Source organism: Pseudoalteromonas sp. SG43-5, from assembly GCF_014164345.1.
GTDB classification, from domain to species: domain Bacteria; phylum Pseudomonadota; class Gammaproteobacteria; order Enterobacterales; family Alteromonadaceae; genus Pseudoalteromonas; species Pseudoalteromonas distincta.
This window is the reverse complement of record NZ_JACJFA010000001.1, coordinates 18,333-35,243: the sequence shown is the minus strand read 5'-3', so window position 1 is coordinate 35,243 and position 16,911 is coordinate 18,333. Positions and strand designations below refer to the sequence as shown.

Genomic DNA, 16,911 nt, shown 5'->3' with positions numbered 1-16,911 from the left:
ATTTACAGGCAAGCAATTTTATTTCATTTGCGGTAAAATCCGTCGCCAATACCTGTTTGAGTTTAATTTTTGCTTAACTCTAAGCTGCGCTCAAATCTTATATCCACCACTGGGGTTTCTAATTATGTCAGATAAGTGCTACATCACAGCTCAACAGCTGCTTGAAGATTCGTTCCGCGTAGCGGCACAAGTATACCAAGATGGCTTTCGTCCTGATTTTATTATTGGTATTTGGCGAGGTGGTGCACCGATCGGTATTGCTGTTCAAGAATATTACGATTATAAAGGCATTGAGACTGACCACATTGCAGTACGTACATCGTCTTATTACGGTATTGGTAAACAATCTAAAGAAATTAAAGTCCACGGTTTGCATTACATTGTTGAGAACGCAAATGCAGGCGACTCATTATTAATTGTTGATGATGTATTTGACTCTGGTCGTAGTATTGTTGCATTAAAAGAAAAGCTTTCAGAGCTTATGCGCTTAAACTTGCCACGTGATATTCGTATTGCATGTCCGTACTACAAGCCAAAAAACTCAAAAGTAAACACTGTTCCAGATTATTATATTCATGAGTCTGAAGAGTGGTTAGTGTTCCCGCATGAACTATCGGGTTTAACACCGGATGAAATTATTGCAGGTAAATCTGATCTTGTGAAAATTCATGACATTTTGCTAGAGAAGTAATCAGTAATTTGTATAAATAGAAAAAGGCCGTTAAGGCCTTTTTTTATGGGTAAATTTTAAATAACTTAAAGTTGAGCAAAGCTATCTACGTATTCACTTAGCTTTGGTATATCGACTGCTTGTAAGCCATCGTTACTTCTAAGTACCAAGCCTTTTTCGACAAGTTCTGTAACAACACGTCTGTAAGCTCGCTCAGTGGTAGCAAAGCGTTCGGCTTCAGCATTTACAGTTGGATAGGCTCTAAGTAGCGTAGGGTTGTTGTTCTCGGCTCTTAGTAAGCAATCTTTGGCTATGTTGTAGCTCAATGGTAGTAGTAGCTTATCTAAATTGATTTTTTGGTTTTCCTGAAATTTAGCCGCAATAGTTTGTGCGGTGTATAAACTCAGTTCTGGTTTTTCAAGCAGCAGAGCACGCCAATGTCTTAATTCAATAAGATTATAAGTTACATCGCTAAAGCACGTTACCGTATAAATACACGGATTATTATTTAGCGCTTCTATTTCACCAATAAGGGTGTTGTTACAATCCAATTGTCCTAACAGCAGGCGTCGTCCATTACCTACGTCGTAACTAAACGACACAGTGCCACTGCGTACAAGCACAAGCTTGCTTAAAGGCTGATCTTGATGGATCAGAACTTCTTTTTTTGATTGTTGATAGCTACTACCGGCAAAGGTTAAAAGCTGATCAACAAGGTAACTAGAAAAATGGTATTGAAACATCAATGTGCTCTTCGGACATTTGTCCTATTTATTACATCTTAATGACGTTAGCATTAAGACACTAAGAATTTACGCTAACTTGCTACTAATATTATTAGCTTTGCTAATAGTATTATTTTACCTTCATTTCCCGTGTAATGATTTAAGAATTTGCTGGTATTTTCCGGCAAACTTTTTCAGGTTTTTAAGCAAGTTAGCTTTTTTATTTTGTTGTAACTTTGCAATACTTATAAGTGCCATAAGTTAGCAGTACATGTAATGCTAACCTAAAGGCTAGGAGAGAACAATTGAGTTGGGAATATTTAGGCTATATTGCATCAGCTTTATTGGTTGCATCGTTAACAATGACAGATGTAGTAAAACTGCGTTGGTACAACATGTTTGGTTGTATTGTATTTACTGCATACGGTGTTGCCATTGGCGCAGTACCTGTTATTTTTACCAACGGCTTATTGTCGCTTGTAAATTTATACCACATTATAAAAATATATCGCCAACCTAAAGTTGAAGACGCTAAAAGCTAAAATAAGTTATCTGCACAAATAAGTTAATGATTTCAATTAAAATCAAAACTTCAGTTTTTTGTGCATTCCGGCTTGAAGTGAATACAGATAATCTCATATCACTCTACATAACTTTTCTTTGAACCTTGCTGTAAGCTCTTACTTAAAAGATGATTACCTTAGGTTTTAATACGCCGAACGTTAGCTAAATTCTGTTCGCGGATAACAAATATATAAATAAGTGCTTCTAAAAATTCCATTAAAAAATCCGATAGCAGTAAACTGCTATCGGATTTTTTATCTGTTATACCAACCTGCTTATATATGAATCTATTTAATGCTTCAAAGCGCTTAAATATTTATGTAGGTTGTGGTATTTACGCTTTTTCTAAATCTTCAACGTCACCTAAGCCAGCGGTTAGTTCTTCAAGTAATTGCTTTATTTCCTCAGAAGCTAAAATAAAGTCAGCATCAAGTTTTAAAGCCATATCTTCTTTAGGAATATCTGCGTTCTCTTCTTTTAGAGTTTCAGAGTAACTTAAACGCTTGATAGAGCCATCGTTTTGCAGCATAAACTTAAGGCGTTCTTGCCAATCAAGTGCCAGTTTAGTTACGCGTTTACCACTTTCTAAGTGCGATTTAACCTCATCACATGCCAGATCATGGCCTTTTAGTTTTACTTGTGCACCGCTGTCGTCAGCTTCTTCAAGCTCAGCGTCAGAGCCAATAGCAAAGCCTTCTGGTGTACTAAAGTTAGTTAACCAATCAGTTAAGAATACATCTAGGTCGTAGTTAGCAAACGCAGGTACAACTGGGAGCGTTCCTAACGATTTACGAAGTAGTGCCAGTAGCTCTTCAGCTTTATTAAAGCTGCCACTATTTACAACCACCCAGCCATTTTCTTGGTCAATAAAGGCAAATTGTAAGCTCGACTTTTTAAATGCCTGGGGTAGAAGAGTATGAAGAATGTTTTCTTTTAATTCGTCTTTTTCTTTCTTTTTAACAGGGCGGTTTTCTTCGGCTTCTATCTGATCAATTTTCTCAGCAACTAGTTCGTTGATAACAGAAGCAGGGAGTACTTTTTCTTCACGTTTTGCGCAAACTAAAATACTTTTTTGAGAAAAATGCGATAGTGTTTCGCCATGCTTTCCAAACGCTTTCGTCCAACCAAATGTTGCAAGCTCTTGACCAGTACATGGGCGAAATAAATCTTGCTCTAATGCTTTATCAAAATCTTCTTGGGTGTATGAAACGTCTTGCTTAAAGCGGTAACAAATAAGGTTACTAAACCACATAGGGGAATTGATCCATTTGAAAAATTTGTCCAATCATAGCAATAAAAACAGCATCTCGAAATGACTGATTTGTTACTAGGGCGTGTTGAACTTTATGGATTGAAATTTGTTCAATCCAAGGAAGGTTAAATCGCAGCGCGAGGTTTGTAACCTAGTGGGCTAAGTAACTGCTCCTGCGTTACCCTACTGGCTTACACCCATGTAAGAATAAGTAAAAACCGAGCAAAGCTTCCGCGTCCTGCTCACGCCACTTACCTACATCCATGTAGGCAACAAAGAGTTAATCGTCCCTAGATCGAGCTCAAAGGGCAGCGCATGTTTGGTATTTATGCTGCGTTATCGCCTACTTATGGGGAATAACCACACTACATAGGCTCTGCCTTGCCTAAAAACCAAACATATTGCTGTAAATTCAACCACCAAAGAACAACACGCCCTAATAATTTAATGCATATACTTTTTTATTCATATTTATCAAAAATAGGCATTGGCTTAGCCATGTTCTTTGGAAATTGAATATAGTAACGCAGACCTTTACCAGGTTCACTCGTTGCATCAATAGATCCACTAAGAGTTTGTTTAACTAAGTTAAACATTATATGGGTACCTAATCCGCTTCCGCCCTCATCGCGTTTAGTCGTAAAGAATGGGTCAAACAATTTTTTCAATTGCTCACTGGTAACTCCGTTACCGTCATCTTTGTAATCAATCGTTAAGTTAGTGTCATCTGCGCTTATTTTGATATCCATCACACCGTTGCTTTTACCTTCAAAGCCATGAATGAGTGAATTCATAATTAAGTTAGTAAAAATTTGGCTGATGGCGCCTGCCGGTAAATTTAAAACTAAATCATCAGGGCATTCTAATTTTATTGTATGGGATGTCTTTTTTAGTTTTGGATGGAGTGAGCGTATTACTTCGTTAGTGTAATCTTTAAAGTTAATAGTTCTTACAGCTTCACTGGCCTGATCGACCGCTATTTGCTTAAAGCTAGCAATAAGCTCTGAGGCTCTATCTAAGTTAGTGGTTAACAAGCTTGTACTTTGTTTTGCTTCGTTAATAAATTCTTCTAGTGCTTTTGGTGAAAGTGTTTTTTCACTATAAGCACTTTCGAGTTTATTTAAGCGTTCTTGCAAAAACGATATTGCCGTTACACCTATCCCAATAGGGGTGTTAATATCATGCGTAATACCCGCCACAAGCCCGCCTAGTGCGGCCATCTTCTCTGTGCCCAATAAACGTTCCTGTGCAAGGCTTAATTCCTCTATATAACGCTGAGATTCAGTTTGTTTTGTAATTAGCTCTTGCTCTGTGCTGCGGCGTAAGTCTATTTCTTCAGTGAGCACAATTTTTTGCTTCTCAAGTTCGTATTTTTGCTGTTGTAATTCCATCATTGCTTGGCTTAAGTTTGATGTTTTACGGGCTACGTCTTGCTCAAGTTGTATGTTGTGATGATCGAGCTTTTCGTTACTAATAATAAGTTCTTTTTGGGTGTGCTCAAGCTCTTTTCTGTACTGAACCACTTTATCTATTAGTTTGTTAAACGACTGCTCCATTACTTTTAGTTCGTTATGCTCCTCTGTTTCTATTTCTATGTGTTGTCCTTCTAGCTCATCTAATTCTAGGTTTTCTAGTTGCTCAGTAAGCTCAGCTAAGGGATCTGTAAGAAGCTTTCTAAATGCCATTAAAAATAAAATGATTAAAAAGGTAGTTTTAATCATCGCATTACCAATCAAAAAGTAGATTGATACCATAATTCGGCTTAAAACAACTTCTCGGCTAGAGAACAAGGTAACGTCGCCCACTTGGGTAGCACGGCCAGAAAATTCAAAAATAAGTGGAAAGGTGTAACCAAACAGACCGGATTTCGCGTCTTCTAAAATAGCTTCTTCTTGTACTAACTGTTGGTTATATAGCTTATGTATGTCGAGCGAGCGCCCTAACTGTGAAATAATTTCGCCGCTGTCGTCTCGAACAATAATCCCTTCAATCATGGGAATGGCGAGTAAACCTTCTGCTGTTGTAATTGTTTGCTTGGTATTAAGCTCCCAAATTGCACGTGTTAAGCTACGACTAAAGGTTTTTTGTAATGTACTTAATTCATCACGTATATAGTCTTTAGTATTGAGATATTCAGCAAGCACCTGTCCGCAAGTCACTACGAAGGTAAGCAAAAAATAAACGGATAAAACGCTTGTTAGCAGCTTCTTAGAAAGGCTTTTTTGTAACATGAGTGACTTGTTCATCCTTTGTTATTTTTGTAACGTTACTATTGTAATTTAAAAGTTAGTCAATAAACCTCTAAAAATAAATAAAAAAGTTAAAATTTAATAAGATAAATCTAATTAAGTCGGTATGTAGTATTAATGTAATTAAACTCAGCTATGAATTAGTAAATTTGTTAGACGTTAAGTTTTGTAAGTTTGATTAGAATTTAGTTTCGTTAATCATATTTAAATGAGTTAATTCTATATTTATCATTGCATTGAATTATTAATGCGCTAAGTATTTAGATGCGTGTTAAAGTGTCCTGAGTGCAAAGAAAGATGGTCTTTTAATAACTTTGATGGTTGTGTAGTAGTAAACATGATGAAATTTTCGATATTAGTCTGTGATGATTCTGCTGTTGCTCGTAAACAAGTCGTGCGGTGTTTAAATGAGTGTATAGACGCAGATATACAACAAGCTATAAATGGAGCAAACGCCCTTGATCTTTTAAGAGCACAAAACTTTGATTTACTGTGCCTAGACCTCACCATGCCAGAGGTTGATGGTATACAAGTACTTGAAACTATAAAAACAGAAAAAATAGAGTGCTTTGTGTTGGTTATTTCTGCTGATATACAGGAAAAAATGAAGCAACGAGTCGCCCAACTTGGCGCAATTGATTTTATTGATAAACCTATTAATAAATCAAGCTTGAATGAAATATTGCATAAATTTGGCATTCATTAGGTTTTTTCATGTTAAAAAAGGCTGTTTTATCTTTTAATTTAGGGTTGACAGCATAGCCTTTGTTAAGGCAGTCTTAACATATGAAAACAATTAATCGCGTACTGACCATTATTATTACAACCATCATTCTTACTGGATAGTGGCATAGGTCGGTGCAACAAATTTAAAGGCCTGTGTTCACTTAGAACACAGGCCTTTTTTCGTTTTATGGGATGAGGAACATAAACAATGCGAGTTTTAAAATTTGGTGGGTCTTCACTTGCCGATTATGCATGCTTACAACAGGTAGCTCAGTTAGTTAAAGCACAATTAAAAGATGAAATGTTATTGGTGCTTTCTGCTCCAGGTGGAATGACCGATTCGCTAGTTGCACTTGCAAGTGCTGCAGAGCAAGGCTTAGATTTTTCGCAGCAATGGCAAGCATTAGCGAGTCGTTGTGAAGGCTTAAAAGCTGACGTTGAAAAAAGTGGCGTAGTCGTTACAAGCTGGCCAGACCTAGGCGAGCTTAAAAATAAATTAGATGGCGTGTCGCTTATACAGTGTTGCCCTGATCAAGTTCGCGCATTTGTAATTAGCTTTGGAGAGCGCGTTAGCGTTTCTTTAATGCAGGCTTTATTGAGCTCACAAGATGCAAGGTACTTAGAAGCAACAAGCTGTATTGCTTCAACTGGTGGCTACATTGATGCAGAAGCTGATTTAGTGGCAAGTAAAGCTCGCTTTCAAGCTGTGCTTAAAGAAAACCCTGCAACTATTTATATTATGCCTGGTTTTACGGCGAGTAATGATAAAGGTGAGCTTACGACGCTTGGCCGTAATGGTTCAGATTACTCAGCAGCTATTGCTGCGGCATGTTTAGAAGCTGAGATTTGCCAAATTTGGACTGACGTTGATGGCGTATATAGCGCTGATCCTCGCTATATTAAAAAAGCCACTAAAGTAGATTTTTTATCTTATAAAGAGGCGATGGAGCTTTCTTACTTTGGTGCAAAAGTACTTCACCCAAAAACAATTTTACCGTGTGCTAAAGCAGGCGTGCCATGTGAAATTAAAAATACGCATAACCCAGACGCACAAGGCTCATTAATTGGTAACGATTATTCATCTGATGAGCCCGTAAAAGCGCTTTCTAGCTTACAAGACCTTGCAATGTTAACTGTTTCAGGCCCAGGCATGAAAGGTAAAGTAGGCATGGCGTCTAAGGTATTTAACGCGCTTGCTCACGATAACGTATCAATTGTATTGATCACGCAATCATCATGTGAATTTAGTATTAGTTTTTGTGTGCACGAAACAGACCTAGCACTTGCACTCGATGCGCTACAAACTGCATTTGAGCTTGAATTACAAGCAGGGCTTATTGAGCCTGTACAAGTACAACGTAATTTAGCCATTGTTACTTTAGTGGGCGACAACATGCGCGCACACCGAGGCTTAGCGGCTAAGTTTTTTGCATCGCTTGCACAAGCGCAAGTAAATATTGTGGCAATTGCACAGGATTCTACAGAAAGTGCTATTTCTGCGGTAATTGATGGTGAGTTATGTAATGACGCTGTAAAAATATGCCATGAAAACTTTTTCACGCATGTGCCGTCAATTGATGTGTTTTTACTAGGTTGTGGCTTAGTAGGGCAAGAGCTTATTAATCAGCTTGAACGTCAGCAAGCTTGGCTTGAAAAGCGTAATATTAAACTTAACTTGTATGGTGTTGCTAACTCTCGTCAATTACACCTTGATAACGAAGGCATCGCTTTTAGTGATTGGCAGCAAAAATTGGCCTCATCTGAGCAAGCATTTGATTTAAAATTAGTAGAGCAATTTGTTAAGCAAAACCACTTAGTGAATCCGGTATTAGTAGATTGTACATCTTCAGATGCACTTGCTGCGCAGTATGTAGACTTTTTAAATGCAGGTTTTCATGTGGTTGCAGCTAATAAAAAAGCGACAACAAGCTCATACACGTATTACCAAGATTTAATAGCTGCTACGCAAAAGAATAATCGTAAATTTTTATACGAAACTAACGTTGGTGCAGGTTTACCAGTAATCGATAACTTGCAGTCATTATTTGGTGCCGGTGATGAGTTACTAGAGTTTAGCGGTATTTTATCAGGCTCACTTTCGTATATGTTTGGCGCACTTCAAGATGGTTTATCACTTTCTGAGGCAACTATTAAAGCCAAAGAAAGCGGTTTTACTGAGCCAGATCCTCGTGATGATTTATCGGGTACCGATGTAGCACGTAAGTTACTGATCATTGCTCGCGAAGCCGGTATGAAGTTGGAGCTAAGCGATATTGAAGTTGAGTCAGTATTACCACAAGGTTTTGCACAAGGTGATAGCGTTGATGAGTTTATGGCAAAACTACCAAGCCTAGATGCTGATTTTAATGACCGCATTCAAAGTGCTGCGAGCGAAGGAAAGGTACTTCGTTATGTAGGTACAATTAAAGAAGGTCACTGTAAAGTAGGTATTGAGGCTGTTGATGAAAAACATGCGCTTAATGTAATTCGCGATGGCGAAAACGCGCTTGCTATTTTAAGCCAATACTACCAGCCACGTCCATTTGTAATTCGTGGTTATGGTGCCGGCTCTGAAGTAACAGCAGCGGGTGTATTTGCTGATATTTTAAAAACGCTATCGCGCTAGGAGCTCGTTATGATTGAAGTATATGCTCCGGCGTCTATTGGTAATTTTGCAGTAGGTTTTGATGCACTTGGCGCAGCGCTTGCGCCAATTGATGGTAGTTTATTAGGCGATGTAGCCGTTGTAAGTGCAGCACCAAGTGACGAATTTATTTGCACTGGCGACTACGCTCACAAGTTACCAAGTGATGCGAATGAAAACTTAGCGTACCAGTGTTTAGTACATTTTAGAGCGCATGTTGCGCCTGATATGCCAAGCGTAAAGCTCGAGCTTAAAAAGAATTTACCAATTGGATCTGGACTTGGTTCTAGTGCATGCTCGGTCGTGGCTACCTTTGCTGCCCTTGATAAGTTTGCACAAACTAACTTAAGTCAGGTTGAGCTTATTGAGCTTATGGCTGACTTTGAAGCTGTAGTGAGCGGTGGTCGTCATTACGACAACATCACGCCATGCTATTTAGGTGGTTTGCAATTAACAGGTGATTTAATCCCTGATAAATCGATTGCACTGCCTGTTGATGAAAATTGGTACTACGTTGCTGCGTTCCCTGGTTTTTCACTCAACACTGCAAAAGCGCGCTCGGTTTTACCAAAAGAGTTGAGCATGCATGCAAGTGTTGAGTTTGCACAGCGTTTATCGGCATTTAGTAGCTTACTGTTGACTAATCGTTTTGACGATGCACTGAGCATAATGAAAGATGAAATAGCAGAACCTTACCGCGCACCGCTTATTAAAGGTTTTAGTGAAGCCAAAGCAAGCTTACCAGCGTTGGGCGCTGAAATAGTGAGTATTTCGGGCGCAGGACCTACCTTGTTTAGTGTATGTAAAACACTTGAAGCTGCAAAGCAATGCGCGCAGTGGTTAGAGGCAAATTACATTAACGAGCAAGGCTTTTGCCACATTTGTAAATTAGATAACGACGGCACGCGTCAATTAACAGTTTTATAGGATAGGTAGTCATGCAATTACATAATTTAAAAGATAGCTCACAAAAAGTGTCGTTCGTTGAAGCCGTAAAAACAGGTTTGGGTCGTAATCAAGGTGTGTTTTTCCCTGAATCCCTTGCCCCACTGTCCGATGTTCATGCTTTGCTTGATATGGACTTTGTTACACGCAGTGGCAAAATATTATCTCACCTAATTGGTGATGAGCTGCCTAGCGACACTGTGGCACAAATGGTTAAAAATGCATTTAACTTTCCAGTTAAGCTGGTGGAAGTTGAAGAGAATACATACTGCTTAGAGTTGTTTCATGGTCCTACGCTTGCGTTTAAAGACTTTGGTGGTCGCTTTATGGCTGAGTGTTTAGCGCAATTTAATAAAGATGAAAAAGTAACTATTTTAACCGCAACTTCGGGCGATACTGGTGCAGCCGTTGCACATGCTTTTTATAACAAGCCGAATATCGATGTTGTCATCTTATATCCTAAAGGCAAAATTTCACTTGCTCAGCAAAAGCTATTTACTACGTTAGGTAACAATATTCATTGTTACGCAGTTGATGGCAGTTTTGATGATTGCCAAGAGTTGGTTAAAAATGCCTTTTTAGATGAAGAAGTTAAATCAACACTTGGGCTTAATTCTGCTAATTCAATTAATATTAGCCGTTTAGTTGCTCAGGTTTGTTATTACTTTGAGGCCATTGCACAACTACCAAAAGAAAAACGCGCAACAGCGCATATATCAGTGCCAAGTGGCAACTTTGGTAATGTATGTGCTGCAATGATTGGTGCGGTTATTGGCTTACCTGTAGGTAAATTAAGTGCAACCACCAACCAAAATGATACTGTGCCGCGCTTTATGCTTGATAAAACCTGGACGCCAAACGCAACACTTGAGTCGCTTTCAAATGCAATGGATGTAAGTAAGCCAAACAACTGGCCGCGTGTGCAAACAATGTTAGATAATAACTGGTTTAGCTACGATAATTTTTATTCAACTAGCGTAAACGAGGAAGACACGCAATCGGTGATGAAAAAAATTCAACAAACGGGTTATGTTGCAGAGCCTCACACTGCTATTGCGTACCAAGGTCTTGTTGAAAATCGAGCGCCTGGTGCAGCGGGCATCTTTTTAGCCACAGCTCACCCTGCTAAGTTTAAAGAAAGCGTAGAGGGTATTTTAAATATTGAATTAGGTATGCCAAAACCACTTAGCGACGCACTAGCAAAACCATGCCTAGCAAGCGATATAAAGGCCGATTACGACGCATTACGTACAGAAATACTTGCTAAACTTGGCTAAGTTAATTAATTCAAAAAGGCGGTTAAGCCGCCTTTTTTTATAACTTTAGGCTTTTAAATCTAGTGAGTTGCATTTACTAATTAAATGTAGGAAATAGCATTCATTTAAAATCGTTATGGTTTTATAAGAAAATATCATCTTAAAAAGTCTGTGAAATAGTTTCAATCCCTGTTTAAATATCCTCAACTTAAGAGCGTAGGCAAAGAGTCGTTTAAAGCGTACAATAAAGCCTCTAAAAAACACCATACACGTTGCCCTAGGAGACCCCAATGTTAGAACGTAGCATGAATATTTCGGATTTTGATCCAGAGTTATTTGACGCGATAAACAAAGAAACTGCTCGCCAAGAAGAGCACATTGAACTAATCGCTTCAGAAAACTACTGTAGCCCACGCGTACTAGAAGCGCAGGGTTCACAGCTTACAAATAAATACGCAGAAGGTTACCCTGGCAAACGTTATTATGGCGGTTGTGAGCACGTTGATGTTGTTGAGCAATTAGCAATTGACCGTGCTAACGAGTTATTTGGTTCTGACTACGCAAACGTACAACCACATGCTGGTTCGCAAGCTAATGCTGCTGTTTTTCTAGCGCTATTAGAAGCAGGCGACACTGTACTTGGTATGAGCTTAGCTCATGGTGGTCACTTAACTCACGGATCACACGTAAGCTTCTCTGGTAAGCTTTACAATGCAATTCAATACGGACTAGATGAAACAACGGGCGAAATTGATTACGCACAGGTTGAAGCACTAGCACTTGAGCATAAACCAAAAATGATTATTGGTGGTTTCTCAGCGTACTCAGGTATTGTTGATTGGGCTAAATTCCGTGAAATTGCTGACAAAGTAGGTGCTTACCTGTTTGTTGATATGGCTCACGTTGCAGGTTTAATTGCGGCAGGCGTTTACCCAAGCCCAGTTCCTCATGCACATGTTGTAACTACAACTACGCATAAAACACTTGCTGGTCCTCGTGGTGGTTTAATTATCTCTGCATGTGGCGATGAAGCAATCTATAAAAAGCTTAACAGCGCAGTTTTCCCTGGTGGCCAAGGTGGTCCTTTATGTCATGTTATTGCAGCAAAAGCAGTGGCATTTAAAGAAGCGCTTCAACCAGAATTTAAAGTATACCAAACACAAGTTGTTAAAAACGCAAAAGCAATGGTTGCTGTAATGCAAGAGCGCGGCTACAAAATCGTATCTGACAAAACTGAAAACCACTTATTCCTACTCGATTTAATCGATAAAGATATTACTGGTAAAGATGCAGACGCAGCCCTTGGTAACGCTAACATCACAGTTAATAAAAACTCAGTGCCAAACGATCCACGTTCTCCGTTTGTAACATCTGGTTTGCGTATTGGTTCTCCTGCAATCACTCGTCGTGGTTTCAAAGAAGAAGAATCAAAAGAGCTTGCTGGCTGGATTTGTGACGTACTAGATAACATCACTGATGAATCTGTACAGGCGCAAGTTAAAGAAAAAGTAAAAGCAATTTGTGCAAAATTACCTGTTTACGCTTAATTGCATAAGCAGCAGTAATTTAGATCACATAGGCTAGGGGCCTGTTTATCTTTCGAGGTTTAATTTGCAGTAGCATGTTTGGTTTTTAGGCAAGGCAGAGTCTATGTAGTGTGGTTACTCCACACAAATAGGCGATAACGCAGCATAAATGGCAAACATGCACTGCCCTCGGGTTCGTCCTAGGGGCGATTTACTCTTTGTTGCTCGGTTTTTACTTAGCCCACTAGGTTACAAACCTCGCGCCGCGATTAAATCACCCATAGATAGAACAAATTTAATCCTGAAAGGTCAACAGGCCCTATTTTTTTGCTAAGATAAAAGACCGCTATTTAGCGGTCTTTTTTGTTTTAAAACGGAAGTACCGAGCTATGCATTGTCCATTTTGTACCGCAAAAGATACTAAAGTTATTGACTCACGCCTTGTTGGTGGAGGCCATCAAGTTCGCAGGCGCCGTGAGTGCAACGACTGCCATGAGCGCTTTACTACATTTGAAGGCGCTGAACTGGTTATGCCTCGTGTTATTAAACAAGACGGCAGCCGCGAACCATTTAACGAAGATAAATTATTAAATGGCTTAAATCGCGCACTCGAAAAACGCCCAGTGAGCACAGAGCAAGTAGACGAAGTTGTGAATATAATAAAATCGCAGTTGCGTGCTACAGGCGAGCGAGAAATTTCAAGCCATTTGGTTGGTGAATGCATTATGGAAGCCCTCAAAAAGCTCGATAAAGTAGCGTATGTGAGATTTGCCTCTGTTTATCGCTCGTTTGAAGATATACGCGAATTTGGCGAAGAAATTGCCCGCTTAGGGGAGTAACAATGCAAAGCCAAGTTCCTTTTACTGAACATGATGAAATGTATATGGCACGCGCCATAGAACTTGCCAAAAAAGGCCGGTTTACTACCACACCTAACCCTAATGTTGGCTGTGTTTTAGTTAAAAATAATCAAATAATTGGTGAGGGTTTTCATCAATTAGCAGGTCAAGGCCATGCAGAAGTAAATGCACTGGCTGTCGCTGGAAAAAATGCACAAGGTGCAACGGCTTATGTAACGCTTGAACCGTGTAGTCATTATGGCCGTACGCCACCGTGCGCCGAAGGCTTAAAAGCTGCCGGTGTGGTAAAAGTAATTGCTGCTATGGTTGATACAAATCCACAAGTTGCTGGCAAAGGCCTTAAAATACTGAGCGACGCGGGTATTGACGTTGCTTACGGGTTACTCGAATCACAAGCTCGCGCACTTAACGTTGGCTTTTTTAAGCGTATGGAACAAGGCTTACCTTATGTGATTTGCAAAATGGCAGCGAGTATTGATGGTAAAACGGCGCTTAAAAATGGGCAAAGTAAGTGGATCACAAGTCCTGCTGCTCGACAAGACGTACAATTATACCGAGCGAAAAGCTGCGCTATTTTAACCGGTGCCGATACAGTGCTAGTAGACGATGCTAAACTTAATGTGCGACTAAGTGAGCTGCCTTGCACACTGCCTACTGATTTGCCGCTTCGCCAGCCCGTGCGTGTTATAATTGACTCTCAAAACCGTTTAACACCTGACCTTGCTTTATTTGAAATCCAAAGTGATGTAATAATATTTACGACTAAGGTTGATAAATCATTGCAATGGCCGCATTTTGTAAAGCATATTGAAGTCAGTGAAAGTAACGGTAAAGTTGATTTACAAGCCGTTTTAGAAAAACTTGGGCAACTGCAGTTTAATAATGTTTGGCTTGAAGCTGGCGCAACACTTGCTGGTAAAATGACAGAGCTTAATTTAGTTGACGAGTTTGTTTTTTATTTAGCGCCTAAACTAATGGGCCATGATGCAAAAAGTTTAGTTAATTTTCCTGAATTGACGAGTATGCAAAACACCGTTGATTTAACATTTAATGAATGTGCGCGCATTGGTGACGATTTACGTATCACCGCGTCAAAACTCATTAAAATCACTTAATAAAAAGAGTAGTGCTATGTTTACTGGGATAATAGAAGCCACAGGCAAAATTGCTTTATTACAAAAAAAACAAGGCGACTTAGCCATTCGTATCCAAAGTACTGATCTTGATATGACAGACGTAAAGTTAGGTGACAGCATTGCAACTAATGGTGTTTGCTTAACTGTAGTTGGTAAACATATTGATGGTTTTAGTGCGGATTTATCTAATGAGACGATTAGTTTGACCGGTTTTGCTCACTATGCTTTAGGACAAACGGTGAATCTTGAAAAAGCCATGCAACCTGTTTCTCGTTTAGGCGGTCATTTAGTGTCTGGCCATGTTGATGGTATCGCAACAATTACAAGTATTACAGCAAACGCCAGAGCAACAGAATATTGGCTTACAACTGACGAAAATTTAATGAAATACATTCCTTACAAAGGTTCGGTATGTATTGATGGTATAAGCCTGACAGTAAACGCTGTAGAGGGTAATAAATTCAAATTAACAATTGTCCCACACACGAGTGAGCAAACCACAATTGCTCATTTTAAAGTAGGTACCCAAGTTAATTTAGAAGTCGATCAAATTGCACGTTATTTAGAGCGCCTTATAAGGGGTGCAGAGCAACCAACGGGCTCTGATATTTCGATGAGCTTACTCGCTAAAGCGGGTTTTATTAAATAACGAAACTGACAACTTACACGAGCAAATTTATGAATTTACACAGCGCGCAAGAAATCATCGACGATATTAAAGCCGGTAAAATGGTTATTTTAATGGATGATGAAGATAGAGAAAACGAAGGCGATTTAATAATAGCTGCTGAGCATATTAGCGCAGAAGCGATTAATTTCATGGCTACCCATGGCCGTGGTTTAATTTGTTTAACCATGACGCAAGAGCGTTGCGAGCAACTTGATTTACCGTTAATGGTTAAAAACAATGGTGCAGCATTTTCGACTAACTTTACAATGTCGATAGAAGCATCAAAAGGTGTTACAACCGGTATTTCAGCAGCAGATAGAGCGCGTACAGTGCAAGCGGCTATAGCTAAAGGCGCAGTCCCAAGTGATATTGTTCAGCCTGGACATATTTTTCCTATTATGGCGCAACCTGGTGGCGTATTAACTCGCGCAGGACACACTGAAGCTGGCTGTGATTTAGCGCGTTTAGCTGGGCTTGAAGCATCATCTGTTATTGTTGAAATACTTAATGCTGATGGCACTATGGCACGCCGCCCTGATTTAGAAGTTTTTGCGAAAGAGCACGATATTAAAATTGGCACCATTGCTGATTTAATAGAATACCGCAACTTAAACGAAACAACAATTGAGCAAGTAGCAAAATGTAAGTTACCAACTGTTCATGGTGAATTTGATTTAGTTACTTACAAAGACACAATTGACGGCCAATTACATTACGTATTGCTCAAAGGCGATATAAAAGATCAAGAGCCGACAAATGTACGTGTACATTTGCAAAGTACCTTTAACGATATTCTACTTTCAGACAGAAGTGCTGACCGTAGCTGGGGCCTTTCTGAAGCAATGGCTTATATCGCTAAAAATGAAGGTGCTTTAGTTATTTTAGGTAAGCAAGAAAGCACTGAAGAGTTAGAGGCAACTGTGAAAGCATTTGCAGCAGCTGATGCCGGCGAAAGCGTTACGCCACGTAAATTCAAAGGTACATCTCGTACTGTTGGCGTAGGTTCGCAAATACTTGCCGATCTTGGAATTAAACAAATGCGATTAATGAGTCGCCCTAAAAAGTACCATGCACTTTCGGGCTTTCATTTAGAAGTTGTTGATTACGTTGAGCCACAATAAGCATCACGCTTAAACTAGGCTATTATTTTATTTTTATGGTATGATGCGCAGCAATTTTTGCGCAATCGCAACCGCTTGAACTTATTTTTAGGGTTATCAAATGAAAATTATTGAAGGTAATAAGTACGCTCCAGGCAAAAAATTTGCCATTGTCATTTCTCGTTTTAATGACTTTATTGGTAGCAGCCTCCTTGCAGGTGCTGTTGATGAGCTAAAACGCACAGGTGGCGTATCAGATGACGACATTACCGTTATTTATGTGCCAGGCGCGGTAGAATTACCTTTAGCGGCTAAACGCGTTGCGGCAAAAAAAGAGTATGATGCAATCATCGCATTAGGCGTAGTGATCAGAGGTGGTACACCACACTTTGACCTAGTTGCTGGCGAATCAAACAAAGGTCTTGCGCAAGTATCACTTGAGTATGATATCCCGGTTGCATTTGGCGTATTAACCACAGAAAGCATTGAACAAGCAATTGAGCGTGCTGGCACCAAAATGGGCAATAAAGGCGGCGAAGCTGCTTTAGGCGCGCTTGAAATGGTTAATGTGTTAGATAAAATTTAAGT

15 protein-coding genes are annotated in these 16,911 nt (G+C 39.5%); 12 read left to right on the top strand and 3 right to left on the bottom strand.

Annotated elements, in window-relative coordinates; all coding sequences use genetic code 11:
- The first annotated feature begins 124 nt into the window (after nt 1–124).
- Nucleotides 125–691 carry a phosphoribosyltransferase gene (locus H5161_RS00145; protein WP_182768472.1) on the top strand — a complete coding sequence of 189 codons (567 nt, stop codon included), beginning with the start codon at nt 125–127 and terminating at the stop codon, nt 689–691.
- Nucleotides 692–756: 65 nt separating this feature from the next.
- Here the strand turns inward: H5161_RS00145 and H5161_RS00140 are convergent, their stop codons facing one another.
- The gene (locus H5161_RS00140; protein ID WP_002962665.1) at nt 757–1,413 is read right to left on the bottom strand and encodes a Crp/Fnr family transcriptional regulator; all 657 of its coding nucleotides are present in this window, start codon (nt 1,411–1,413) and stop codon (nt 757–759) included.
- Between the two features lie 287 nt (nt 1,414–1,700).
- On the opposite strand from H5161_RS00140, the gene H5161_RS00135 reads away from it, so the two are divergent.
- On the top strand, nt 1,701–1,937 hold the full coding sequence (locus H5161_RS00135) for a YgjV family protein (RefSeq protein WP_002962663.1): 237 nt from the start codon (nt 1,701–1,703) through the stop codon (nt 1,935–1,937).
- Between the two features lie 356 nt (nt 1,938–2,293).
- Here H5161_RS00135 and rdgC read toward each other — a convergent pair whose 3' ends face one another.
- Together rdgC and H5161_RS00125 are read right to left on the bottom strand one after the other, a co-directional pair.
- On the bottom strand, nt 2,294–3,211 hold the full coding sequence (rdgC, locus tag H5161_RS00130; protein ID WP_002962662.1) for a recombination-associated protein RdgC: 918 nt from the start codon (nt 3,209–3,211) through the stop codon (nt 2,294–2,296).
- Nucleotides 3,212–3,672: 461 nt separating this feature from the next.
- Nucleotides 3,673–5,442, bottom strand: coding sequence for a sensor histidine kinase (locus H5161_RS00125; protein WP_024596296.1), 1,770 nt, complete (start codon nt 5,440–5,442; stop codon nt 3,673–3,675).
- Nucleotides 5,443–5,797: 355 nt separating this feature from the next.
- Here H5161_RS00125 and H5161_RS00120 point away from each other — a divergent pair, with 355 nt between their 5' ends.
- The 10 genes from H5161_RS00120 to ribE all read left to right on the top strand — a co-directional run bounded on the left by H5161_RS00120 (nt 5,798) and on the right by ribE (nt 16,909).
- Nucleotides 5,798–6,166: a response regulator gene (locus H5161_RS00120; RefSeq protein ID WP_024596295.1), complete on the top strand. Its 369-nt coding sequence runs from the start codon at nt 5,798–5,800 to the stop codon at nt 6,164–6,166.
- A 228-nt stretch (nt 6,167–6,394) separates the two neighbouring features.
- On the top strand, nt 6,395–8,812 hold the full coding sequence (thrA, locus tag H5161_RS00115; protein WP_138489567.1) for a bifunctional aspartate kinase/homoserine dehydrogenase I: 2,418 nt from the start codon (nt 6,395–6,397) through the stop codon (nt 8,810–8,812).
- A 9-nt stretch (nt 8,813–8,821) separates the two neighbouring features.
- On the top strand, nt 8,822–9,757 hold the full coding sequence (thrB, locus tag H5161_RS00110) for a homoserine kinase (RefSeq protein ID WP_024596294.1): 936 nt from the start codon (nt 8,822–8,824) through the stop codon (nt 9,755–9,757).
- A gap of 11 nt (nt 9,758–9,768) precedes the next feature.
- A complete protein-coding gene (gene thrC, locus H5161_RS00105) occupies nt 9,769–11,052 on the top strand; it encodes a threonine synthase (RefSeq protein ID WP_182720671.1) in 1,284 nt (427 codons plus the stop codon).
- A 269-nt stretch (nt 11,053–11,321) separates the two neighbouring features.
- The gene (gene glyA / locus H5161_RS00100) at nt 11,322–12,578 is read left to right on the top strand and encodes a serine hydroxymethyltransferase (RefSeq protein ID WP_002961763.1); all 1,257 of its coding nucleotides are present in this window, start codon (nt 11,322–11,324) and stop codon (nt 12,576–12,578) included.
- A 368-nt stretch (nt 12,579–12,946) separates the two neighbouring features.
- Nucleotides 12,947–13,396, top strand: coding sequence for a transcriptional regulator NrdR (gene nrdR, locus H5161_RS00095; RefSeq protein ID WP_002961761.1), 450 nt, complete (start codon nt 12,947–12,949; stop codon nt 13,394–13,396).
- Between the two features lie 2 nt (nt 13,397–13,398).
- Nucleotides 13,399–14,532: a bifunctional diaminohydroxyphosphoribosylaminopyrimidine deaminase/5-amino-6-(5-phosphoribosylamino)uracil reductase RibD gene (gene ribD / locus H5161_RS00090; RefSeq protein ID WP_024596292.1), complete on the top strand. Its 1,134-nt coding sequence runs from the start codon at nt 13,399–13,401 to the stop codon at nt 14,530–14,532.
- 16 nt (nt 14,533–14,548) lie between these two features.
- The gene (locus H5161_RS00085; RefSeq protein WP_182768471.1) at nt 14,549–15,202 is read left to right on the top strand and encodes a riboflavin synthase; all 654 of its coding nucleotides are present in this window, start codon (nt 14,549–14,551) and stop codon (nt 15,200–15,202) included.
- A 29-nt stretch (nt 15,203–15,231) separates the two neighbouring features.
- A complete protein-coding gene (gene ribBA, locus H5161_RS00080; RefSeq protein ID WP_024603846.1) occupies nt 15,232–16,344 on the top strand; it encodes a bifunctional 3,4-dihydroxy-2-butanone-4-phosphate synthase/GTP cyclohydrolase II in 1,113 nt (370 codons plus the stop codon).
- A 100-nt stretch (nt 16,345–16,444) separates the two neighbouring features.
- Nucleotides 16,445–16,909 carry a 6,7-dimethyl-8-ribityllumazine synthase gene (ribE, locus tag H5161_RS00075; RefSeq protein WP_002961753.1) on the top strand — a complete coding sequence of 155 codons (465 nt, stop codon included), beginning with the start codon at nt 16,445–16,447 and terminating at the stop codon, nt 16,907–16,909.
- The last annotated feature ends 2 nt before the right edge of the window (nt 16,910–16,911 follow it).

Bases quoted from the DNA above. Each gene is read 5' to 3' on its own strand.
- H5161_RS00120 (WP_024596295.1), top strand. From the start codon at position 5,798: ATGATGAAATTTTCGATATTAGTCTGTGATGATTCTGCTGTTGCTCGT.
- thrA (WP_138489567.1), top strand. From the start codon at position 6,395: ATGCGAGTTTTAAAATTTGGTGGGTCTTCACTTGCCGATTATGCATGC.
- thrB (WP_024596294.1), top strand. From the start codon at position 8,822: ATGATTGAAGTATATGCTCCGGCGTCTATTGGTAATTTTGCAGTAGGT.
- ribE (WP_002961753.1), top strand. From the start codon at position 16,445: ATGAAAATTATTGAAGGTAATAAGTACGCTCCAGGCAAAAAATTTGCC.
- glyA (WP_002961763.1), top strand. From the start codon at position 11,322: ATGTTAGAACGTAGCATGAATATTTCGGATTTTGATCCAGAGTTATTT.
- rdgC (WP_002962662.1), bottom strand. From the start codon at position 3,211: ATGTGGTTTAGTAACCTTATTTGTTACCGCTTTAAGCAAGACGTTTCA.
- ribBA (WP_024603846.1), top strand. From the start codon at position 15,232: ATGAATTTACACAGCGCGCAAGAAATCATCGACGATATTAAAGCCGGT.
- H5161_RS00125 (WP_024596296.1), bottom strand. From the start codon at position 5,442: ATGTTACAAAAAAGCCTTTCTAAGAAGCTGCTAACAAGCGTTTTATCC.
- H5161_RS00085 (WP_182768471.1), top strand. From the start codon at position 14,549: ATGTTTACTGGGATAATAGAAGCCACAGGCAAAATTGCTTTATTACAA.
- nrdR (WP_002961761.1), top strand. From the start codon at position 12,947: ATGCATTGTCCATTTTGTACCGCAAAAGATACTAAAGTTATTGACTCA.
- H5161_RS00140 (WP_002962665.1), bottom strand. From the start codon at position 1,413: ATGTTTCAATACCATTTTTCTAGTTACCTTGTTGATCAGCTTTTAACC.
- H5161_RS00145 (WP_182768472.1), top strand. From the start codon at position 125: ATGTCAGATAAGTGCTACATCACAGCTCAACAGCTGCTTGAAGATTCG.
- thrC (WP_182720671.1), top strand. From the start codon at position 9,769: ATGCAATTACATAATTTAAAAGATAGCTCACAAAAAGTGTCGTTCGTT.
- ribD (WP_024596292.1), top strand. From the start codon at position 13,399: ATGCAAAGCCAAGTTCCTTTTACTGAACATGATGAAATGTATATGGCA.